The organism is Acidovorax sp. 210-6 (genome assembly GCF_010020825.1).
In the GTDB taxonomy this organism is placed as follows: Bacteria; Pseudomonadota; Gammaproteobacteria; order Burkholderiales; family Burkholderiaceae_C; genus Simplicispira; species Simplicispira sedimenti.
This window is the reverse complement of sequence record NZ_JAACJE010000001.1, coordinates 3,797,613-3,819,233: the sequence shown is the minus strand read 5'-3', so window position 1 is coordinate 3,819,233 and position 21,621 is coordinate 3,797,613. Positions and strand designations below refer to the sequence as shown.

The 21,621-nt window shown below is 64.5% G+C and carries 21 protein-coding genes; 16 read left to right on the top strand and 5 right to left on the bottom strand.

The window, feature by feature from the left end; genetic code table 11:
• The first annotated feature begins 48 nt into the window (after window positions 1-48).
• A complete protein-coding gene (locus GWK50_RS17835; protein ID WP_277950302.1) occupies window positions 49-1,692 on the top strand; it encodes a methyl-accepting chemotaxis protein in 1,644 nt (547 codons plus the stop codon).
• A gap of 27 nt (window positions 1,693-1,719) precedes the next feature.
• Here the strand turns inward: GWK50_RS17835 and GWK50_RS17830 are convergent, their stop codons facing one another.
• From GWK50_RS17830 to hemB, 5 genes are all read right to left on the bottom strand, one after another.
• Window positions 1,720-3,363, bottom strand: a complete 1,644-nt coding sequence (locus GWK50_RS17830; RefSeq protein ID WP_162017679.1) for a methyl-accepting chemotaxis protein — start codon at window positions 3,361-3,363, stop codon at window positions 1,720-1,722.
• Window positions 3,360-5,621: an EAL domain-containing protein gene (locus GWK50_RS17825; RefSeq protein ID WP_162017678.1), complete on the bottom strand. Its 2,262-nt coding sequence runs from the start codon at window positions 5,619-5,621 to the stop codon at window positions 3,360-3,362. Before GWK50_RS17825 ends, GWK50_RS17830 begins: the two co-directional genes overlap by 4 nt.
• 299 nt (window positions 5,622-5,920) lie before the next feature.
• Window positions 5,921-6,544 carry a response regulator gene (locus tag GWK50_RS17820; protein WP_162017677.1) on the bottom strand — a complete coding sequence of 208 codons (624 nt, stop codon included), beginning with the start codon at window positions 6,542-6,544 and terminating at the stop codon, window positions 5,921-5,923.
• Entirely contained in the window at window positions 6,534-8,435 is a 1,902-nt protein-coding gene (locus GWK50_RS17815) for a PAS domain S-box protein (protein ID WP_162017676.1), read from the bottom strand. Before GWK50_RS17815 ends, GWK50_RS17820 begins: the two co-directional genes overlap by 11 nt.
• A gap of 58 nt (window positions 8,436-8,493) precedes the next feature.
• Window positions 8,494-9,504, bottom strand: coding sequence for a porphobilinogen synthase (gene hemB, locus GWK50_RS17810; protein ID WP_162017675.1), 1,011 nt, complete (start codon window positions 9,502-9,504; stop codon window positions 8,494-8,496).
• Window positions 9,505-9,729: 225 nt separating this feature from the next.
• Here hemB and GWK50_RS17805 point away from each other — a divergent pair, with 225 nt between their 5' ends.
• From GWK50_RS17805 to rpsS, 15 genes are all read left to right on the top strand, one after another.
• Window positions 9,730-10,158: a CopD family protein gene (locus tag GWK50_RS17805; RefSeq protein WP_162017674.1), complete on the top strand. Its 429-nt coding sequence runs from the start codon at window positions 9,730-9,732 to the stop codon at window positions 10,156-10,158.
• Window positions 10,159-10,173: 15 nt separating this feature from the next.
• Entirely contained in the window at window positions 10,174-11,271 is a 1,098-nt protein-coding gene (locus GWK50_RS17800) for a VanZ family protein (protein WP_162017673.1), read from the top strand.
• A 10-nt stretch (window positions 11,272-11,281) separates the two neighbouring features.
• Window positions 11,282-11,632 carry a (2Fe-2S) ferredoxin domain-containing protein gene (locus tag GWK50_RS17795; protein WP_162017672.1) on the top strand — a complete coding sequence of 117 codons (351 nt, stop codon included), beginning with the start codon at window positions 11,282-11,284 and terminating at the stop codon, window positions 11,630-11,632.
• A gap of 82 nt (window positions 11,633-11,714) precedes the next feature.
• Complete coding sequence (locus GWK50_RS17790; RefSeq protein WP_162017671.1) at window positions 11,715-12,344, top strand: alpha/beta hydrolase; 630 nt, start codon at window positions 11,715-11,717, stop codon at window positions 12,342-12,344.
• A 43-nt stretch (window positions 12,345-12,387) separates the two neighbouring features.
• Entirely contained in the window at window positions 12,388-13,557 is a 1,170-nt protein-coding gene (locus GWK50_RS17785; protein ID WP_162017670.1) for a D-alanyl-D-alanine carboxypeptidase family protein, read from the top strand.
• 148 nt (window positions 13,558-13,705) lie between these two features.
• Window positions 13,706-14,083 carry a 30S ribosomal protein S12 gene (gene rpsL / locus GWK50_RS17780; protein WP_162017669.1) on the top strand — a complete coding sequence of 126 codons (378 nt, stop codon included), beginning with the start codon at window positions 13,706-13,708 and terminating at the stop codon, window positions 14,081-14,083.
• 168 nt (window positions 14,084-14,251) lie between these two features.
• Window positions 14,252-14,725: a 30S ribosomal protein S7 gene (gene rpsG, locus GWK50_RS17775; protein ID WP_162017668.1), complete on the top strand. Its 474-nt coding sequence runs from the start codon at window positions 14,252-14,254 to the stop codon at window positions 14,723-14,725.
• A 152-nt stretch (window positions 14,726-14,877) separates the two neighbouring features.
• Window positions 14,878-16,980, top strand: coding sequence for an elongation factor G (fusA, locus tag GWK50_RS17770; RefSeq protein ID WP_162017667.1), 2,103 nt, complete (start codon window positions 14,878-14,880; stop codon window positions 16,978-16,980).
• Window positions 16,981-17,148: 168 nt separating this feature from the next.
• The gene (tuf, locus tag GWK50_RS17765) at window positions 17,149-18,339 is read left to right on the top strand and encodes an elongation factor Tu (protein WP_162017634.1); all 1,191 of its coding nucleotides are present in this window, start codon (window positions 17,149-17,151) and stop codon (window positions 18,337-18,339) included.
• 30 nt (window positions 18,340-18,369) lie between these two features.
• Complete coding sequence (gene rpsJ / locus GWK50_RS17760) at window positions 18,370-18,681, top strand: 30S ribosomal protein S10 (RefSeq protein WP_005796953.1); 312 nt, start codon at window positions 18,370-18,372, stop codon at window positions 18,679-18,681.
• 219 nt (window positions 18,682-18,900) lie between these two features.
• Entirely contained in the window at window positions 18,901-19,575 is a 675-nt protein-coding gene (rplC, locus tag GWK50_RS17755) for a 50S ribosomal protein L3 (protein WP_162017666.1), read from the top strand.
• The gene (gene rplD / locus GWK50_RS17750; protein ID WP_162017665.1) at window positions 19,575-20,195 is read left to right on the top strand and encodes a 50S ribosomal protein L4; all 621 of its coding nucleotides are present in this window, start codon (window positions 19,575-19,577) and stop codon (window positions 20,193-20,195) included. The genes rplC and rplD overlap by 1 nt, the downstream gene beginning before the upstream one ends.
• Window positions 20,192-20,506: a 50S ribosomal protein L23 gene (rplW, locus tag GWK50_RS17745; protein ID WP_162017664.1), complete on the top strand. Its 315-nt coding sequence runs from the start codon at window positions 20,192-20,194 to the stop codon at window positions 20,504-20,506. Before rplD ends, rplW begins: the two co-directional genes overlap by 4 nt.
• A 2-nt stretch (window positions 20,507-20,508) precedes the next feature.
• Window positions 20,509-21,333 carry a 50S ribosomal protein L2 gene (gene rplB, locus GWK50_RS17740; protein WP_162017663.1) on the top strand — a complete coding sequence of 275 codons (825 nt, stop codon included), beginning with the start codon at window positions 20,509-20,511 and terminating at the stop codon, window positions 21,331-21,333.
• Window positions 21,334-21,343: 10 nt separating this feature from the next.
• Window positions 21,344-21,619 carry a 30S ribosomal protein S19 gene (gene rpsS, locus GWK50_RS17735; protein ID WP_162017662.1) on the top strand — a complete coding sequence of 92 codons (276 nt, stop codon included), beginning with the start codon at window positions 21,344-21,346 and terminating at the stop codon, window positions 21,617-21,619.
• The last annotated feature ends 2 nt before the right edge of the window (window positions 21,620-21,621 follow it).

Genomic DNA, 21,621 nt, shown 5'->3' with positions numbered 1-21,621 from the left:
CAACGTCCTCCTGCAACTCAACGCCCTGTACCCGCGAGGAGGTGTTCCGTGAACCTGAGCGACATGAAGATTTCGGCAAGGCTGATTCTGGGTTTTGCCATCATGGGTTTCCTGATCATTGCCCTGGGGGCCGTGGCACTGTGGCGCAGCGGTGCCATCCAGGATGACTTTCGCACCGTGACCGACCAGCGCATTCCGCGCGTGGCCATGCTCAACGAGGTCAAGGGTCAGCTCAACCAGATTGCCATCGGCATGCGCAACATCGCGCTGGTGGACGACGCTGCGGAACAAAAGCGCCAGCAGGGCGCCGTGCTGACGGCCCGGCAGAAGATCGGGGAGCTGCTGGCGCGCCTGAAAGCCGACATCAGCACCACGCGCGGCAAGGAGCTGCTCGGCGCCATCGAGGCACAGCGGGCGCGTTACATCGAAGCGCAGAACCATTTCATGGCACTTGTGAGCGAAGGCAACGTGGCAGGCGCTCGTGCCTATCTGTTGACCGAGGTGCGCCCCGTGCTGGATACCTACTTTGGTGCGGTGGACGCCCTCATTGCGTTCCAGTCGGACCTGTTGGATGAAGCGGTCAAGAATGCGCAGGCGGATGTGCTCGCCATCCAGAATGCGGTATGGCTCAGTGTCGTGCTGGGGCTGGTGGTGGCCGGTGTGTTGGCGACCTGGATCATCCGGGCCATCACCGTGCCTTTGCAGCGTGCCGTGGACGTGGCACGCGCCGTGGCGGCGGGCGATCTGGGGGTGCAGATGCAGGCCCAGGGACGCAACGAAACCGCACAGTTGCTGCATGCCTTGCAGCAAATGCTCCAGGGCTTGCGTGCGGTGGTCTCGCAGGTGCGCTCGGGCTCGGAGGGCGTGGCTTCGGCCAGCAGCCAGATTGCCCAGGCCAACAACGACCTGAGCGCACGCACCGAGCAGCAGGCCAGCGCGCTGCAGCAGACGGCGGCATCCATGGAGCAGCTCAACTCCACGGTGCGTCAGAACGCGGACAACGCGCGCCAGGCCAACCAGTTGGCCCTGTCTGCCACCACCGTGGCCGAGCGCGGGGGCTCTGTCGTGGGGCAGGTGGTGCACACGATGAAAGGCATCAACGAAAGCTCGCAGCGCATTGCCGACATCATCCAGGTGATCGACGGCATTGCCTTCCAGACCAACATCCTGGCGCTGAATGCCGCCGTGGAGGCCGCCCGCGCAGGCGAACAGGGCCGGGGCTTTGCCGTGGTGGCCAGCGAGGTGCGTGCCCTGGCGGGGCGCTCGGCCACCGCGGCCAAGGAGATCAAGCAGCTCATTGGCACCAGCGTGGAGCGCGTGGAAGCGGGCACCGCGCTGGTGGACCAGGCCGGTGCCACCATGCAGGAGGTGGTGGCGGCCGTGCGCCGGGTGACCGACCTCATGGGGGAGATCAGCGCAGCCAGCACCGAGCAGAGCCAGGGCGTCAGCCAGGTGGGGGAGGCCGTGGTGCAAATGGACCAGGTCACGCAGCAGAATGCGGCGCTGGTCGAGGAGATGGCCGCTGCCGCCACCAGCCTCAAGGGCCGGGCGCTGGAGCTGGTGCAGTCCGTGGAGGTATTCCGTCTGGGGCAAGAGCAGCACAGCGCTCCCGTCCCAGAGGCAGTGCAGCAGGCGGGCAACCGCCTGCCTGCGCAGGGGCTGCACGTTCCCTTGCAGCGCCTGCCTGCGTAGCCCCTGTGCGGCCCGCTTGGGTAGCGATCAGGCCGCCAGCGCGGGCCGATGCGAGGGGGCGCGCAGCGCGGGCAGGGGCTGCGGCGCAGCAGGTTCAGGACTCAGGCGCTGCGGCTCAGTGTGCGCGGCCCCGGCCAGCCTGAAGACGGTCAACGCCTGGACCTGGGCGGCAGTCTGGTCTTGCAGGCTGCGCGCGGCGGCAGTCAATTCCTCCACCAAGGCGGCATTTTGCTGTGTGGTCTGGTCCAGGTGCTGAACGGCCTCGCCGATCTGGCCCATGCCGGTGCTTTGTTCGGCGGCCGCCGCGCTGATGTCGCTGACCAGCGCCGTCACCCGCCCAATGGCCTGCACTGCCTGCTCCATGGTGCTGCCAGCGGTGTTCACCAGCTCGGTGCCCTGGGCCTCGCGTTCCACACTGGCGCCAATGAGTTGTTTGATCTCGTGCGCGGCGTCGGCCGAACGCTTGGCCAGGGCGCGCACCTCGCTGGCCACCACGGCAAAGCCCCGGCCCTGTTCGCCTGCGCGGGCGGCTTCCACGGCGGCGTTCAGCGCCAGGATGTTGGTCTGAAAAGCAATGCCGTTGATGACGCCAATGATGTCGCCGATGCGGCCGGACGAGGCATGGATTTCCTGCATGGTGGCCACCACCCGGCCCATCATCTCGCCACCACGCTCGGCCACACCGCTGGCATCCAGGGCGAGCTTGCGCGCCTCCTGGGCGTGGGCGGTGTTTTGCTGGACTGTGGCGTTGAGCTGCTCCATGGCGGCGGCAGTCTGCTCCAGGGCACTGGCCTGCTGTTCGGTGCGGCTGGCCAGGTCGTGGCTGCCGCTGGAGATCTGGCCCGAAGCGCTGGCCACACTCTCGCAGCCCTGGCGGATGGTGTGCACCGTATTGGACAGTTGGTGCTGCATTTGGGTCATGGCATGCAGCACCTGGGCCGTTTCGTCGCGTCCCTGTACGACCACCGGGTGGCTGAGATCGCCCTGGGCCACGGTTTGCGCTGCACTGATGGCTTGCCCCAGGGACTGCGAAATGCCTCGCACCAGAGACAGCGCAAACCATGCCGCCAACAGCAAGCCGCCGACGATGGCGCCCAGTGCCAGATTGCGCACCAGCGTGTAGCGTTCCACGGCGTTCGCATAGGCCTGCTGGCCCGCCTGGGCTTGCCATTGCACCAGCGCTTCGATGCCTGCCCCTACGGGCTCATACAGTGGCCGCACCTTTTGCACCACCAGGGACTGTGCCAGGGTCACATCGCCCGCACGCAGTGCCGCCACCGTGGGCAGCAGGCCCTCCTGGACAAAGCGCGTGCGGTGGGTGAGGAAATCCTTGGCCAGGCGCGCTTCGTCTTCGGCGTGGGGGCGCGATTCATAGGACTTCCATATCGAGGTGATGGAGGCGATGTTTGTCTCGACCATGGCCGTATTGGTGCGAATGGTCGCCTCGTCCGGCGTGACCAGAGAGACCGCCAACAAAAGACGTTGCTGGATGAGCAGGGCCTGTATCTTGCCGATTTCGGCCGTGGCGGCCATGCGCTCGGCATGCAGCGTTTGCAGCGCCTGGTTGGATTGGGCGATGCCCCACAGCCCCAGACCGCCGACAAAAATCGTCAGCACAGACAGCAACAGGGCCAGAACGCCGACCCGGGTGGAGATTTTGAAGCGGCTCATGGTTGGTCTCTCGTGGCAAGGGAAATGCTGGCGTGGAGCCAGTTGTCAAATTCGGCCAGGGGCAGGGGCCGGGAAAACAGGTAGCCCTGAAAGCAGGGGCATTGCTGTGTGCGAAGCGCCTGGTGCTGGGCGAAGGTCTCCACGCCCTCGGCGACCACCTGCAGGCCCAGGTCGCGTGCCAGGCCCATGATGGTGCTCACGATGGGGGCACTGCCACCGTGCGATGCGATGTCGCGCACAAAGCTGCCGTCGATCTTGAGCACCTGCAGCGGCAACTGCCGCAGCACGGACAGCGAAGAAAAGCCGGTGCCGAAGTCGTCCAGTGCAAAGCGGATTCCATGGGAACGCAGCAGCTCCATCTTGGTGGTGGTGTCGTCCAGATCTTCCATCGCCAGGCTTTCCGTCAGCTCCAGTACCAGGCGTGAAGGATTGGCACCGGTCTCCTGGAGGGCCTGCACTACCTGCATGGCGAAATCGGGCTGGCGGAATTGGCGCGCACTCACGTTCACTGCCAGCTCCAGTCGCTCCGTGTGACGCTCAGCTTCCCAGACCTTGAGTTGCATGCAGGCCTGTCGCAACACCCAGTGGCCGATGGGGACGATCAAGCCGCTCGATTCCGCCAGGGGAATAAAGCGTGAGGGCGGTATCAGCCCTTGCTGTGGGTGCTTCCAGCGCAGCAGCACTTCGGCGCCCAGCGGGTGACCTTGGGCATCCACCTGGGGCTGGAAGTGCAGGGAAAACTCATCGTTCTGCAGCCCCTGGTGCAGGGCGGCGGTCAGCGCGGTGCTCTCCTCCAGCCGGGCCTGCATGGCCGGGTCAAAGGCGCACGCTTGGTTGCGCCCTGCACTCTTGGCCTGGTACATGGCCAGATCGGCGCGCTTGAGCAGCTCCTTGATGGTCGCGCTGCCCGGGCGGAACATGCACACACCGATACTGGTACTGCCGTGGAGCGTGTGTCCCGCCATCTGGCACGGGGCCGCCAGGGCCGCAAGGAGCTGCTGCGCCAGGGCATGGGCACAGGCCAGTGCGTGGCTGTAGTCGGTATCCAGCGCACCGGTCAACACCACAAACTCGTCACCCCCAATGCGCGCGACGAAATGCGGCGGTTGAACGACCGCCTGGAGGCGCTGGGTGGTCTCGCGCAGGAATTCGTCGCCCACCTCGTGCCCCAGCGTGTCGTTGATGGTCTTGAAGTGATCCAGATCCAGCAGCAGCAAGGCCCGGTGTGCCAAAGGCGCGGTGCGTGTCTGCAGTGCGTCTTCGATGCGCTCGCGCAGCCGCCGCCGGTTGGGCAGGTCGGTCAGCACGTCGTAGTAGGCGAGTCGGTGGATGGCGCGTTCGTTGTCGGCCAGGCGGTACTGAAGCGTTTGAAGTTCGTTCAGCAGCGTGCTGACCTCGTCGCGTCCGGGAACGGCAATGGCCGAATCGAGCCTGCCCTGGGCCATGCGGTGGAACACGGCAATCACGGCTCTGAGCGGATGTGTGATGGAGCGTATCTGCCACAGCCCCAGCAAGCCCAGTGCGAGCATGGCCGTGGGCAGCGCGATCAGGGCCAGGGTGCGCGTGTTCTGGTAGCGCAGCATGCCGGTTTCGTAGGCGGCCAGGGCACTGTCAAACTGCAGGTCGATCAGCGCTTGAATGTCTTCGTTGGCGCGCTCGTAGTACTGGCGTGCGCTGGCCGCACGCTCCAGGGTTTGCGCGGCGTCCAGGTTGCGCAGCGCGGCCAGTGCGGGCGCCATGGCGAGTTGCAGGTAGTCGGTGCGCTTGCGGGCAAAGCGCTCGGCCAGTCCTTGCTCGGCACTGTTCGGTGCGATGCGTTCCACATAGGCGTGCCACAGCGTGTCGATGGTTTGCACATTGCGCTCGATGGCGCTGGCCGCATTGTGTGCGGTGGCGGCATCCAGTTGCGCGGCGCTGCGGCCTGTGGACGGGTGGCCGGAAAGCGGCAAACGTGCCAGCGCCATCTGCAGTTGGTGCTGATTGGCCAGCATGTGCTGGGCGATCTGCGACAGCATGCGCACCGGCTTCATGCGCTCCTGGTACACGCGGTGCAGGCTTTCGGCCGACTCGCCCAGGCCGCGCACGCCCCAGGCGGTCAGCGCAACGGCGACCGCAGCGGCCAGCGCCATCATGGCGGCCAGGCGCGTGCCTATGCGCCAGCGGTGGATCTGGGGTGCCAGGCTGCGGTGCCACAGCCGATCCAGCCAGGCCACCCCCGCCTGGGCAGGGGCGTCTGCGGTACTGCGCTGGGTCAGCATCGGCAGGGCCACTCCATGCGAGGCGACGCCGCAGCGCATTCACAGGCAACGCTGCGTGTGCATGTGCGTGGGAGGGCTGAGTTGTGGCGTTGGATGGGACAGAACATGCGAGCGCAACCTGGTTGGTTGCTGCCGTTCGCGGAGCACGGCAGCGGTTGCGAGGCATGTTCGGGGCCTCAGGGCGGCGGCGCAGCAAGGGCCAGGGCAGCGTCGCGAGTACATATGTTTACACCGGGCGTATTAACCGGCAATCCGTGTAAACGCGCAAGCCCCCGTGTCGCCCAAACGACTGCGCTGGATCAAACGCCCTCATCTTTGCTGCCGTGCAACACGCTTTCGCTGGTCTGGATGACCTCTTGGGCCAGCACCGCCAGTTTGCGCCGTTGGGAGCGGGCGGCGGCGCGCAGCATGTCGAACGCCGCCTGGCGTGTCAGGCGGTACTGCACCATGGTGATGCCGATGGCGACGTTGATGTCGCGGTCGTTGTGCAGTGCGGTTTGCAACTGGTCGCGGTTGTGCCGCAACTGGGTTTGCTCGCGTGCGCGCTGCAGTGCCGCTTCCAGCGTGGGGCGGATGCTGGCGGTGTCCAGCGGCTTGACCAGATAGCCCAGCGCCCCCAGGCTGGCTGCGCGTTGCACGGTGGCCTCGTCGCTGTAGGCGCTGAGCATGACGAAGGGGATGTGGTCCAGTTCGCACAGCCGCTGCGCCAGGCTCAGGCCGTCGGCGCCGGGCAGGCGCACGTCGAGCAGGGCCAGGTCGGGGCGCAGCCCGCTGGTGAGCAACTCCTGGGCCTCTTCTGCGGATTCGGCGCAACTGACACGGTAGCCGACGTCTTGCAGGCCCCGGGACAGCGTCGCCAGGATCAATCGGTCGTCGTCCACCAGCAGCAAGTGGGTGGGGTTGGCGGCGGATTCAGAGGTCATGGTGGGTGCTTTCGGCATGGATCACGGGAGGGGACAGGACAAGGTGGACGACGGCGCGGTCAGCGGCCTGGCTGCGGGTGATGCTGGCGCCCGAGCGCGGCAGCAAGGCCTGCACCAAGTCCAGCCCGCGTCCGGTGGCGGGCGTCGGTGGGTGTGGTGCGGGCCAGCGGCCGGGGTTGGAGAGCGTGATTTCCACATGCTCCTCGTCTTGCCCTTTGCGCAGGCGGATGCGCACGTCCTGGTGTGCCTGGCCGCCGTGTTTGACGGCGTTGACGATCAGCTCGTTGAGCACCAGGGCCACGGGAACGGCCTCCTGGTTGGATAACCGGCAGGGTCGCCAGGGCGATGGAATGTCCACGTGGATGGGCGTGTTCCAGTTGTGCGCAACGCCTTCGGCCACAGTGCGTGTGAGTTCGCACAGTCGCACCTCTTCGGAGGTGCGGCTTGCCTGCAATCCGTGAATGGCGGCAATGCTGTGGATTTGATCGACCATCTGGTTGATGGGGCCGTGCAGTGCCGGGTGTTGGTGGTCCAGCGCACGCAGCATGCCGATGATGCCCTGCAGGTTGTTCTTGATGCGGTGGTGCACTTCGCGCACCAGGGTGTCGCGCTTGGCGCGCTCTTGTTCCCGTCGGCGTTGTTCCAGCTCTTGCAGGTCCGTGATGTCGCTCATGCTGATGACAAAGTGGCTAACGTGGCCGTTCGGGTCGGCTACCGGGGTCACGGTGACCCAGGCCGGAAAGCTCTCGCCGGACTTGCGCGCAATGCGCGTGCGCCGTTGCACATTGCGCCGGGGGGTGAAGGCTGCGGCCAGATCGGCGGGCCTGGCTTCATGCCCTGCGGCGCACAAAAAATGGGGCGTGCGGCCCAGCACCTCAGACAGCTCGTAGCCGGTCAGACGCAAGAGGGCCTGGTTGGCTTGCAGGATCAGCCCATCGCGGTTGGTGATGAGCATGCCCTCCTGGCATTCAAAGGCGGTGGCGGCAATGCGCAGGCCCGTGGTTTGCAATGCGCGCTCGGCCATGTAGGCGCTCAGTGACAGGCCTGCCGTGCCGAGAATCATCATGTACGACCAGTAGCCAAAGCCATGGGTGGTGGCCAGATCGGAGGCAAAAAAGCCCGTGCCCTGGTAGGTGCCCCACAGTGCCTGCAATCCGACCAGGCTCACCAGCCCCATGGTGGGTAGCAGTCCCAGCCGCGCACCTGCCCAGCTCACGAACAGGAACATCCAGTAGGCGTTGGCGATGGCGGCAATGCGTTCGTTCTGAGGGTTGCCGAAGATCAGTACCCCAGCGATTCCTGCACCCAGCCAGACGGCAAGGCCTTCCTTGACTCGCCGCAGTGGTTGGGGTGACTTCAGGGCACGTCGGTAGCCCAGTACCAAGGGGCTGAACAGCAGCATGCCCAGGGATGCGCCCATCCACCACTCCATGGCATGCGGCAAACCGTGCCGCAGTGGCACTTCGCCCACCAACAGCAGCATGCCGCTGGCGACGAGCGCACCCACACCGGCCCCCAGGCCACAGGCGCCCAGCAGCACGTGGCGCACCACGTGGAAATTGGGGTGGTCGCGGTCAAAGCTGCTGCGGCGTTGCAGGTAGTGGCTTGCCACGCCGGCCGCGACCAGGCTGCCCATGGCTTCGGCCAGCGCCGCCCAGGGCGACTGTCCCGCCAGCGCCGCCCCCAGCAGGGCGCCGGCCCACAGACCCGGTGCCAGTCTGGCTCCGCCCCAGATCCAGAGCGCCAGGGCCAGGCCTGGCCCTGGGTGCAGCAAATGGGTGTCGCTCTGCCCTTGGAGCGGTGTGTCCATCGCCTGCACCACCGCCATGTACAGCAGTGCGGTCGCTGACAATGCAGCGAGCGAGGGGCGAGCGGTTGCGGGGTGGGTCATGGCGCCCAGGGAATTTGGCTAAAAATGGCCTCGGCGCTCATGAATAAAGCGCTAACAGCTATTGTTTTTGTAGCAAGCGGGCTGCGTCGCGGGCAAAGTAGGTGAGCACGCCGTCGGCACCGGCGCGCTTGAAGGCCAGCAGGCTCTCCAGCATCACCGCGTCGTGGTCCAGCCAGCCGTTCTGCGCTGCGGCCTTGAGCATGGCGTATTCGCCCGACACCTGGTAGGCGAAGGTGGGCACGCGGAACTCGTCCTTCACGCGGCGCACGATGTCGAGGTAGGGCATGCCGGGCTTGACCATGACCATGTCGGCGCCCTCGGCGATGTCCATCGCCACCTCGCGCAGCGCCTCGTCGCTGTTGCCGGGGTCCATCTGATAGACCTTCTTGTTGCTCTTGCCCAGGTTGGCGGCCGAGCCCACGGCGTCGCGGAACGGGCCGTAGAAGGCGCTGGCGTACTTGGCGCTGTAGGCCATGATGCGCGTGTGCACATGGCCATGGGCCTCCAGCGCATCGCGGATGGCGCCAATGCGGCCGTCCATCATGTCGCTGGGGGCGACGATGTCCACGCCGGCGTCGGCCTGGGTCAGCGCCTGGCCGACCAGCACTTCTACCGTGGCGTCATTGAGGATGTAGCCGGTGTCGTCCAGCAGGCCGTCTTGGCCGTGGCTGGTGAAGGGGTCGAGGGCCACGTCGGTCATCACGCCAAGGTCAGGGAACTCCTTCTTCAGGGCGCGCACCACGCGCGGCACCAGGCCGTCGGGGTTCAGCGCTTCCTTGCCGTCGGGCGTCTTGAGGCTGGCGTCGATCACCGGGAACAGCGCCATCACCGGGATGCCGAGCTTCACGCAGTCTTCGGCCACGGGCAGCAGCAGGTCCAGGCTCAGGCGTTCCACGCCAGGCATGGAGCCCACGGCCTCGCGGCGGTTGGCGCCGTCGAGTACGAACACCGGGTAGATCAGGTCGTTGACCGTGACGGCATGCTCGCGCACGAGGTTGCGGGTGAAGGTGTCGCGGCGCAGGCGGCGCGGGCGGCTGGCGGGGAAGGGGGTGGGGCTGGAGAGATGCATGGGGAAAATTGTGCCTGATTGCACACCGCATGGGATTGCATTCCCCCGTCATGGGTTGAACCGCGCTGTCCGTGGTGCTAGATTTACATCGGGCAGCGCTGCTGCCCCCCGCTTTTTCCTCCCTGAGCGGGGCCTGGTGGCTTTTTCGGCCCTGGGCTTTACTGGCCCGGCAGCCACCCTGTCGGGCCTTTTTTTCGGTGGGCCCAGCGCGCTTACACTCGCGCGATGCTCTGGGTCAAATCCTTCCACATCGTGTTCGTGGCCAGTTGGTTTGCGGGCCTGTTCTATCTTCCACGCATCTTTGTGAACCTGGCCATGGTGACGCCAGGTTCGGTGGCCGAGCGTGAGCGCCTGCTGCTCATGGCGCGCAAGCTGCTGCGCTTTACCCACATGCTGGCGGTGCCTGCCGTAGGGCTGGGCCTGTGGCTCTGGGCGGGTTATGGCATCGGCTGGGGGCCGGGTCAGGGCTGGATGCACGCCAAGCTGTTGGTGGTGTTGCTGGTGCTGGCCTACCACGGCTACTGCGCCGTGCTGTTGCGCCAGTTCGAGCGCGACGCCAACCAGCGCAGCCACCGCTGGTACCGCTGGTTCAACGAGGCGCCGGTGCTGATGCTGGTGGCCGTGGTCGTGCTGGTGGTGGTCAAGCCGTTCTAGGAGCGGCGGGTGCCCATGCACAAGACCTCGGCCTGGCCCCTGGCGCTGGTGTATGCGGCGCTGATCTTCTTCGCCAGCCTGTTTCCGTTCAACGGCTGGCGCGCACAAGGGATCGAGCCTGCGGTCTTCCTTTTGGCGCCGCTGCCCCCGCCGTATTGGACGGGGTTCGACGTCGGCACCAACGTGGTGGGGTATGCCCCCCTGGGTTTTCTGCTGGCCCTGGCCTTGCTGCGCACGGGGCGGGGGCGCTGGGCGGTGCCTCTGGCGCTGCTGGCGGGCGCACTGCTGTCGCTGGTGCTGGAGTTCTTGCAGATCTACCTGCCCCAGCGGGTGCCGTCCAACCTCGACTGGTTGCTCAACACCGGCGGAACGCTGGCGGGTGCGTTGCTGGCGCTGCTGCTGGAGCGCCTGGGCGCCATCGCGCGCTGGAGCCGGTTTCGCACGCGCTGGTTCCTGCCCGATGCGCGGGGGGCGCTGGTGTTGCTGGCCCTGTGGCCCTGGGCGTTGCTGTTTCCGGCGGCCGAGCCCTTCGGTCTGGGCCAGGTGTTCGAGCGCCTGCAGGGTGCGCTGGCCCAGGCGCTGGAGGGGACGCCCTTCCTGGCGTGGCTGCCCCTGCGTGAGGAACCGCTGCTGCCCCTGTCGCCCTGGGCGGAGCTGTGGTGTGTGGCGCTGGGCCTGTGGGTTCCGTGCCTGCTGGCCTGCAGTGCCACGGCACCGGGCTGGCGGCGTGCGGTGCTGGCGTTTTCCGCTGTTCCAGTGGGGTTGGGCGTCTCTGCGTTGTCGGTGGCCTTGAGTTTCGGCCCTGCGCATGCGTGGGATTGGCTCAGTCTCCCCGTGGCAGTGGGGGTGGTGTTGGGGGCCGGCTTGGCGTTGCCCGCTTTGTTTCTGCCGCCGCGGGCCTGCGCCATGCTGTTGCTCGTGGCCTTGCCCGTGCAGCTGGCATTGCTCAACGATGCGCCCGCCAGCGCGTATTTCGCGCAGACCCTGCAGGTGTGGGAGCAGGGGCGGTTCATCCGGTTCTACGGTCTGGGCCAGTGGCTGGGCTGGCTCTGGCCCTATGCCACGCTGGTCTATGTGCTGTTGCGCGCCTCGCGGCGCGGCGGTGCTTCCTAGAATAGAGGGCATGAGCGACAACACCCCGTCCGCGCCCGGCTATTTCGAGCGCCACATCTTCTTCTGCCTCAACGAACGCGCCAATGGCGAGGCCTGCTGCGCCCAGCATGGCGCCCAGGAGGCCTTCGAGCGCTGCAAGGCGCTGGTCAAGGCAGCTGGCCTGGCCGGGCCCGGCAAGGTGCGCGTGAACAAGGCCGGTTGCCTGGACCGCTGCGCCGCAGGCCCGGTGGCCGTGGTGTACCCGGAGGGCGTGTGGTACAGCTATGTGGATGCGGCCGACATCGACGAAATCGTCGAATCGCACCTGAAGAATGGCCAGGTAGTGGAGCGCCTGCGCACGCCGCCGGAACTTGGGCGCTGAACGCGACTCCATCGGTTTCAAGCATTTTTGGCTGCTGGCGCTTTATGGATAAGCGCCAACAGCTATACAATTGATAGCAAATATGAATGCCCAGACCGAAACCCTGCTGCTGGAGGGCGCTGCGGGCGCCATCGAGGCGCGGCGCGACCTGCCCGCGGGCACGCCGTGCGGCATCGCCGTGATTGCGCATCCCCACCCCCTGTTTGGCGGCACCCTGGACAACAAGGTCGTGCAGACCCTGGCGCGTGCCTTTGTTCAGTGCGGCTGGGGCGCGGTGCGTTTCAACTTCCGGGGCGTCGGCGCGAGCGCGGGCGTGCACGATGCGGGCCAGGGCGAACGGGAGGACCTGCTGGCCGTGGTGCGCCAGGTGGCGCCCCAGGGGCCGTTGGCGCTGGCGGGGTTTTCCTTTGGCGCCTTCGTGACCAGCCATGCGCTGGCCGCCCTGTGGTCGCAGCGGGATGTGCGCCATGCGGTGCTGGTGGGAACGGCGGCCAGCCGCTTCCAGGTCGCGCCCGTTCCTCCCGAGGCGCACCTGCGCACGCTGGTACTGCACGGCGAGCAGGACGACACCGTCCCTCTGGCCGATGTGCTGGACTGGGCTCGGCCTCAGACCCTGCCGGTCACCGTGATCCCTGGAGGCGGGCATTTCTTTCACGGGCAATTGTCCCTTCTCAAGAACCTGGTGGTGCGCCACCTGCAATCGGCGGTCTGAACCGCATGGCCCCTATAGCGGGGCCTTTCCTGGAATCCTTGGCATGAATCGACTTATTTCCACCTTCCGATCCTGGGCCCTGGCCGCAGGCCTGTCTGCCCTGGCCTGGGGCGCGATGGCGCAGGCGCCTCAGCCGCCTGAAATTGCGGCGCGCGCGTACCTCCTGGTGGACGTGACGGCCGGTCAGGTGCTGGCCTCGCGCGATATGGACGCGCCGGTAGAGCCTGCCTCGCTCACCAAGCTGATGACGGCCTACCTGGTCTTCGACGCACTGCGCGCCAAGAAAATCGCGTTGGACCAAAAGCTGCCCGTGAGCACGCGCGCCTGGAAGATGCCCGGTTCGCGCATGTTCATCGACCCCAAGATGCAGGTGCCGGTGGATGACCTGCTCAAGGGCATGATCGTGCAGTCGGGCAACGACGCCACCGTGGCCCTGGCCGAGGGCGTGGGCGGAACGGTCGAGAACTTCGTCAAGCTCATGAACGACCAGGCGCGTGCGCTGGGCATGACCCACACCGGGTTCAAGAATCCCGAGGGCCTGACCGAAGCCGGCCACACCACCACGGCGCGCGACCTGTCCATCCTGGCCACGCGGCTGATGCAGGAGTTCCCTGGCTACATGCACTACTACTCCACCAAGCAGTACCGTTACGAAGGCACGCCTGCCTCCAACAGCAACAACCGCAACCTGCTGCTGTACCGCGACCCGTCGGTGGATGGACTCAAGACCGGCCATACGCAGGCGGCGGGTTACTGCCTGGTGGCAACGGCCAAGCGTGAATTCCCGGGCCTGGGGCAGCGCCGTCTGTTGTCCATCGTGCTGGGTGCGGCCAGCGAAAATGCACGCGCCAACGAAAGCCAGAAGCTGCTCAACTGGGGTTACACCGCCTTTGATGCGGTCAAACTGTTCGATGCGGGCCAGGCCGTGCAGACGCCGCATGTCTGGAAAGGCGCGGAGTCCAGCGTCAAGCTCGGCCGGGCCGAGCCCATCGTCGTCGCCGTGCCTGCGGGCAGTGGTGGCAAGATCAGCACCCAGGTGTTGCGCCCCGACCCCCTGGTGGCCCCACTGGCCCAGGGCCAGGAAATCGGAAGCCTGAAGGTGGTGCTGGGCGACCAGACGCTGCGTGAAGTCCCCCTGGTGGCGCTCGAGGGTGTGGCGCAGGCGGGGATTTTTGGGCGCACCTGGGACGCCATCCGACTTTGGATCAAATAACCGACGTGCCTGCTTCAAGCCGAGCCGACGGCCGGCTTGGGCCGCGGCCTCCCTTGCGTCGGCGGCATCAATCTGCTACATTCGAGGGCTTTTCGGAAATTCCGAAGGGATTCACGTTTTCGTTTTTCACGTAAGGGACGAACAGTTCATGCCAACCATCAATCAACTCGTGCGTCACGGGCGCGAGGTCGAAAAGACCAAATCCAAGAGCCCGGCGATGCAAAACTGCCCCCAGCGCCGCGGCGTGTGCACCCGTGTGTACACCACGACGCCCAAGAAGCCTAACTCCGCTCTGCGTAAGGTCGCCAAGGTGCGCCTGACCAACGGCTTCGAAGTCATTTCCTACATCGGCGGCGAAGGCCACAACCTGCAGGAACACAGCGTGGTGCTGGTCCGCGGCGGTCGTGTCAAGGACTTGCCCGGTGTGCGTTACCACATCGTCCGCGGTTCTCTGGACCTGCAGGGCGTGAAGGATCGCAAGCAGGCGCGCTCCAAGTACGGTGCGAAGAAGCCCAAGGCCAAATAAGCCCTGGACTTGTCCGTCTGAATCATTCGGTGCTGTTCCCCGCGTGGCGCGGAGTCCAGCGTAGTGACCCCAAACGCAGATGTTCTGCGCGGGTCGAGTAAGTGGGAGTCCTGAATGGCTCTCGCGGTACCGGAAACGGTGCCAACTGAAGCAAGATAGAGGTAAAAAATGCCACGTCGTCGCGAAGTCCCCAAACGTGAAATCCTGCCGGATCCCAAGTTCGGCAATGTAGAGCTGTCCAAATTCATGAACGTGATCATGGAAGGCGGCAAAAAGGCAGTGGCAGAGCGCATCATTTACGGCGCTCTGGAACTGATCCAGAAGAAGCATCCGGACAAGGACGCTCTGGAAGCGTTCACCGTTGCCATCAACAACGTCAAGCCCATGGTGGAAGTCAAGTCCCGCCGTGTGGGTGGCGCCAACTACCAGGTGCCCGTGGAAGTGCGCCCTGTGCGTCGTCTGGCCCTGTCGATGCGCTGGATCAAGGAAGCGGCTCGCAAGCGCAGCGAGAAGTCCATGGCCCAGCGCCTGGCCAACGAAATCCTCGAAGCCACCGAAGGCCGTGGCGGCGCCATGAAGAAGCGTGACGAAGTGCACCGCATGGCCGAAGCCAACAAGGCATTCAGCCACTTCCGCTTCTAAACCGGCTGACCTGCCTCTTCCTGTCTGCGCAAGGCTGCCGGCTCTCTTGCCTGCAGCCTTGTCGCGATTGAGGCGGTCCCGAAATGGCCGGGTGCCAGCCAGAAGCTGACGCAAGGCCGCCCCCGAATAACACGACCCATCAAGGATCCACCATGGCTCGCAAGACCCCCATCGAGCGCTACCGCAATATCGGTATCTCGGCCCACATTGACGCCGGCAAGACCACCACGACCGAGCGTATTCTTTTCTACACCGGCGTGACCCACAAGCTGGGCGAGGTGCACGATGGCGCCGCGACCACGGACTGGATGGAACAAGAGCAAGAGCGCGGCATCACGATCACCTCGGCGGCCGTGACCTGCTTCTGGAAGGGCATGGACATGTCCTACCCCGAGCACCGCTTCAACATCATCGACACCCCCGGCCACGTGGACTTCACCATCGAGGTGGAGCGTTCCATGCGCGTGCTGGACGGCGCCTGCATGGTGTACTGCGCCGTGGGTGGCGTGCAGCCCCAGTCGGAAACCGTCTGGCGCCAGGCCAACAAGTACAAGGTGCCCCGTCTGGCCTTCGTGAACAAGATGGACCGCACCGGCGCCAACTTCTTCAAGGTCTATGACCAGATGAAGTTGCGCCTGAAGGCCAACCCCGTGCCCGTGGTGATCCCGATCGGCGCCGAGGAAAACTTCAAGGGCGTCGTGGACCTGTTGAAGATGAAGGCCATCATCTGGGACGAGGCTTCGCAAGGCATGAAGTTCGAATACCAGGACATCCCTGCGGATCTGGTGGAGTCGGCCAAGGAATGGCGTGAAAAAATGGTCGAGGCTGCTGCCGAGGCGTCCGAAGAGCTGATGAACAAGTACCTGGAAGAGGGTGATCTCAGCGAAGCGGAAATCAAGGCGGGCCTGCGTCAGCGCACCATCGCCACCGAAATCCACCCGATGCTGTGTGGTACCGCGTTCAAGAACAAGGGCGTGCAGCGCATGCTGGACGCCGTGATCGACTACCTGCCTGCGCCGACCGATATTCCCGATGTGACGGGTACGGACGAAGACGAGCAGCCTGTGAGCCGCAAGGCCGACGACAACGAGAAGTTCTCGGCTCTGGCGTTCAAGCTGATGACCGACCCCTTCGTCGGCCAACTGACCTTCGTGCGCGTCTACTCCGGCGTGCTGACCAAAGGCGACACCGTGTACAACTCGGTCAAGGGCAAGAAGGAGCGTATCGGCCGTATCGTGCAGATGATGGCCAACGACCGCGTGGAAGTGGACGAAATCCGCGCCGGCGACATCGCCGCCTGCGTGGGTCTGAAGGAAGTGACCACCGGCGAAACGCTGTGCGACGTGGCTTCGCCCATCGTGCTTGAGCGCATGGTGTTCCCCGAGCCCGTGATCTCGCAGGCCGTGGAGCCCAAGACCAAGGCCGATCAGGAAAAGATGGGCATCGCCCTGTCGCGCCTGGCTTCGGAAGACCCATCGTTCCGCGTGCGTACCGACGAGGAATCCGGCCAGACCATCATTTCCGGCATGGGCGAGCTGCACCTGGAAATCATCGTGGACCGCATGAAGCGTGAGTTCGGTGTGGAAGCCAACGTGGGCAAGCCCCAGGTGGCCTACCGCGAAACCGTGCGCAAGTCGGTGGCCGATGTGGACGGCAAGTTCGTGCGCCAGTCGGGCGGCAAGGGCCAGTACGGCCACGTGGTGTTCCGCCTGGAGCCCAACGAAGCCGGCAAGGGTTTCGAGTTCCTGGACGAAATCAAGGGTGGTGTGGTGCCGCGCGAGTACATCCCTGCGGTGGAAAAGGGCGTGATCGAAGCACTCAACAGCGGTGTGCTGGCCGGCTTCCCGGTGGTGGACGTGAAGGTCGCGCTGACCTTCGGTTCCTACCACGACGTGGACTCGTCCGAGCAGGCGTTCAAGATGGCTGCCATCTTTGGTTTCAAGGAAGCCGCCCGCAAGGCCAATCCCGTCATCCTGGAGCCCATGATGGCCGTGGAAGTGGAAACCCCCGAAGACTACGCCGGCAACGTGATGGGTGACCTGTCCAGCCGTCGCGGCATGGTGCAGGGCATGGACGACATGGTCGGTGGCGGCAAGATCATCAAGGCCGAAGTGCCCCTGTCCGAAATGTTCGGCTACTCCACCACGCTGCGCTCCATGTCGCAGGGCCGTGCCACCTACACGATGGAATTCAAGCACTACAGCGAGGCGCCTCGCAACGTGTCCGAAGCCATCGTGGCCGCACGCGCAAAGTAAGAAATTGGCTTCTGGCGCCCGATAGTAGGGCGCTGGAAGCTATGTTTTTGATAGCAATTTCGCAAAGTCTGCGACCCGGCGCCACCCCGTTGCCCTGTGCGGGGTGAACCAGCAGCCGAGTGCAGACGTAAAACCAAGACACAGGCATTGCTCTTTGGAGAGATTGACATGGCAAAAGAGAAATTTGAGCGGACCAAGCCGCACGTCAACGTTGGCACGATCGGCCACGTGGACCACGGCAAGACGACGCTGACGGCGGCCATCGCTACCGTGCTGTCGGCCAAGTTCGGCGGCGAAGCCAAGAAGTACGACGAAATCGACGCAGCGCCTGAAGAGAAGGCACGCGGCATCACCATCAACACCGCCCACGTCGAGTACGAAACGGCCAACCGCCACTACGCCCACGTGGACTGCCCCGGCCACGCCGACTACGTCAAGAACATGATCACCGGCGCTGCCCAGATGGACGGCGCCATCCTGGTGTGCTCCGCCGCTGACGGCCCGATGCCCCAGACGCGCGAGCACATCCTGCTGGCCCGCCAGGTCGGCGTGCCCTACATCATCGTCTTCCTGAACAAGTGCGACATGGTGGACGACGCCGAACTGCTGGAACTGGTCGAAATGGAAGTGCGCGAGCTGCTCTCCAAGTACGACTTCCCCGGCGACGACACCCCCATCGTCAAGGGCTCGGCCAAGCTGGCCCTCGAAGGCGACAAGGGCGACCTGGGCGAACAGGCCATCATGCGCCTGGCAGAAGCCCTGGACACCTACATCCCCACGCCTGAGCGTGCAGTGGACGGTGCCTTCCTGATGCCCGTGGAAGACGTGTTCTCCATCTCCGGTCGCGGCACCGTGGTGACCGGTCGTGTCGAGCGCGGCATTGTCAAGGTCGGCGAAGAAATCGAAATCGTCGGTATCCGCGACACGCAAAAGACCACCTGCACCGGCGTGGAAATGTTCCGCAAGCTGCTGGACCAGGGCCAGGCTGGCGACAACGTCGGTATCCTGCTGCGCGGCACCAAGCGCGAAGACGTCGAGCGCGGCCAAGTGCTGTGCAAGCCCGGCTCGATCAAGCCCCACACCCACTTCACGGCTGAGGTGTATGTGCTGAGCAAGGACGAAGGCGGTCGCCACACCCCCTTCTTCAACAACTACCGTCCCCAGTTCTACTTCCGCACCACCGACGTGACCGGCGCCATCGAGCTGCCCGCGGACAAGGAAATGGTGATGCCTGGCGACAACGTGTCGATCACCGTCAAGCTGATCAACCCCATCGCCATGGAAGAAGGTCTGCGCTTCGCCATCCGTGAAGGCGGTCGTACCGTCGGCGCCGGCGTCGTGGCCAAGATCATCGAGTAATCCGGATCCTCGCGATACAAGGAACACAGCATGTCCAAGCAAAAGATCCGCATCCGCCTCAAGGCGTTTGACTACAAACTGATCGATCAGTCCGCTGCCGAGATCGTTGACACCGCCAAGCGCACCGGCGCCATCGTCAAGGGCCCCGTGCCCCTGCCTACGCGCATGAAGCGTTTCGACATCCTGCGCTCGCCGCACGTCAACAAGACCAGCCGTGACCAGCTCGAAATCCGCACGCACCAGCGTCTGATGGACATCGTGGACCCCACCGACAAGACCGTGGATGCCCTGATGAAACTCGACCTGCCCGCAGGTGTGGACGTCGAAATCAAGCTGCAGTAATGCCTTGAACCCATGGGCCGCAAGGCCCGTGGAACGCTCCGCAAAAAACGCGAACTTGCTTGCAAAAGCAGTTCGCGTTATACTTTGCGGCTTCGCCTATTTTGCGTTTGCGTTGCAGCGCAACGGGGCGGAGTTTTATCAACCTTCTTTCATGCGTTTGAGAAGGCGCAACGCCGGGGCCAATTGAAGTCGCGGCGGTGAAAGTTTTGGAGAAAACCAATGAGTCTGAGCACCTCCCTGGGGTTGCTGGGCCGCAAGGTGGGCATGATGCGTCTGTTCACCGATGACGGGGACGCAGTGCCTGTCACGGTGGTCGATGTGTCCGACAACCGCGTGACCCAGGTAAAAACCCAAGAGAACGATGGCTACGTGGCCTTGCAGGTCACCTATGGTTCGCGCAAGGCATCTCGCGTGACCAGGCCTCAAGCTGGCCACCTGGCCAAGGCCGGCGTGCAAGCCGGTGAAATCATCCGTGAATTCCGCGTGACGGCAGAAGCCGCAGCGCAGTACCAGCCTGGTGCCAATGTGCCCGTGGCTTCGCTGTTTGCTGTGGGCCAGAAAGTGGACGTGCAGGGCACGAGCATTGGTAAAGGCTACGCCGGTACCATCAAGCGCCACAACATGGCCTCCCAGCGTGCATCGCACGGTAACAGCCGTTCGCACAACGTGCCGGGTTCCATCGGTATGGCGCAGGATCCGGGCCGCGTGTTCCCGGGCAAGCGCATGACCGGTCACATGGGCGACGAAACCGTCACCACCCAGAACCTCGACGTCATCCGCGTGGACGAAGCCCGTCAACTGCTCTTGATCAAGGGTGCCATTCCCGGAGCCAAGGGTGGCTTCGTGACCGTGCGTCCCGCCATCAAGGCCAAAGCCGCCAAAGGAGCGAACTAATGCAGCTCGAACTCCTGAATGACCAAGGCCAGGCAGCATCCAAGATCGATGCGCCCGAGACCGTGTTTGGTCGTGAATACAACGAAGATCTGGTGCACCAGATCGTGGTCGCTTACCGTGCCAACGGCCGTCAGGGCACCCGTGCCCAGAAGGACCGCGAGCAGGTTCGCCACTCCACCAAGAAGCCTTTCAAGCAAAAGGGTACCGGCCGCGCGCGTGCTGGTATGACGTCTTCTCCGCTGTGGCGTGGGGGTGGTCGGATTTTCCCGAACATGCCCGATGAAAACTTCACGCAGAAGATCAACAAGAAGATGTACCGCGCCGGTATGGCTTCCATCCTGTCGCAACTGGTGCGTGAAGGCCGTCTGGCCGTGGTCGATTCCATCGCTGTGGACTCGCCCAAGACCAAGCAGCTGGCCGACAAGTTCAAGGCCATGAACCTGCAGTCGGTGCTCGTGATCGCCGACCAGGTGGACGAGAACCTGTACCTGGCTTCGCGCAACCTCAAGGACGTGTTCATCGTCGAGCCGCGCTATGCCGACCCCGTGTCGCTGGTGCACTTCAAGAAGGTGCTCGTCACCAAGGGCGCTCTCGACCAACTCAAGGAGATGTTCGCATGAGCACGCTCAAGTTTGACGAAGGTCGTCTGATGCAGGTGCTGGTTGCTCCCATCGTGTCCGAAAAGGCCACCATGGTTGCTGAAAAGTCCAACGCCGTGACGTTCAAAGTGCTGCAGAACGCTACCAAGCCCGAAATCAAGGCCGCTGTGGAATTGATGTTCAAGGTTGAGGTGCAAGGCGTGTCTGTGGTGAACACCAAGGGCAAGACCAAGCGCTTTGGCAAGACCATTGGCCGCCGCGACAACGTGCGCAAGGCCTACGTGATGCTCAAGCCTGGTCAAGAGCTGAACCTGAGCGGGGAGGCTGCGTAATCATGGCTGTCATCAAAATGAAACCCACCTCGCCCGGCCAACGTGCCGTGGTGAAGGTCACGCGCGATCACCTGTACAAGGGTCCTGGTCACGCCCCGCTGTTGGAGCCCCAGCACCAGAAGGCTGGCCGCAACAACAACGGTCACATCACCACCCGTCACAAGGGCGGTGGTCACAAGCACCACTACCGCGTGGTGGACTTCAAGCGCAACAAGGACGGTATTCCCGCCAAGGTTGAGCGCATCGAGTACGACCCCAACCGCACGGCCCACATCGCTCTGGTGTGCTACGCCGACGGTGAGCGTCGCTACGTGATTGCTCCGCGCAACCTCGAAGTGGGCGCCACTATTGTGAGCGGCTCCGAAGCCCCGATCCGCGTGGGCAACACGCTGCCGATCCGCAACATTCCCGTGGGCTCGACCATCCACTGCATCGAGCTCAAGCCCGGTGCAGGTGCGCAGATCGCTCGCTCGGCAGGTGCTTCGGCGACGCTGCTGGCCCGCGAAAGCATGTACGCCCAGGTGCGTATGCGCTCGGGTGAAGTGCGCAAGATCCACATCGAATGCCGTGCAACGATTGGCGAAGTGGCCAACGAAGAGCACAGCCTGCGTCAGCTCGGCAAGGCCGGTGTCAAGCGCTGGATGGGTATCCGCCCGACGGTGCGTGGCGTGGCCATGAACCCGGTCGATCACCCGCACGGTGGTGGCGAAGGCCGCACTGGCGAAGGCCGTCATGCTGTCGATCCTTGGGGCAATCTGACCAAGGGTTATCGCACCCGCAACAACAAGCGCACACAGACCATGATCGTGTCGCGCCGCAAGAAGTAAGGGGTAACAAATGACTCGCTCTCTCAAAAAGGGTCCGTTTGTTGACCATCACCTGGTAGCCAAGGTCGAGAAGGCCGTTGCCACCAAGGACAAGAAGCCGATCAAGACCTGGTCGCGTCGCTCCATGGTTCTGCCCGATTTCATCGGTCTGACCATTGCCGTGCACAACGGCAAGCAGCACGTGCCAGTCTACGTTACCGACCAGATGGTGGGCCACAAGCTGGGCGAATTCGCCCTGACGCGCACCTTCAAGGGTCACCCCGCTGACAAAAAAGCGAAGAAGTAAGG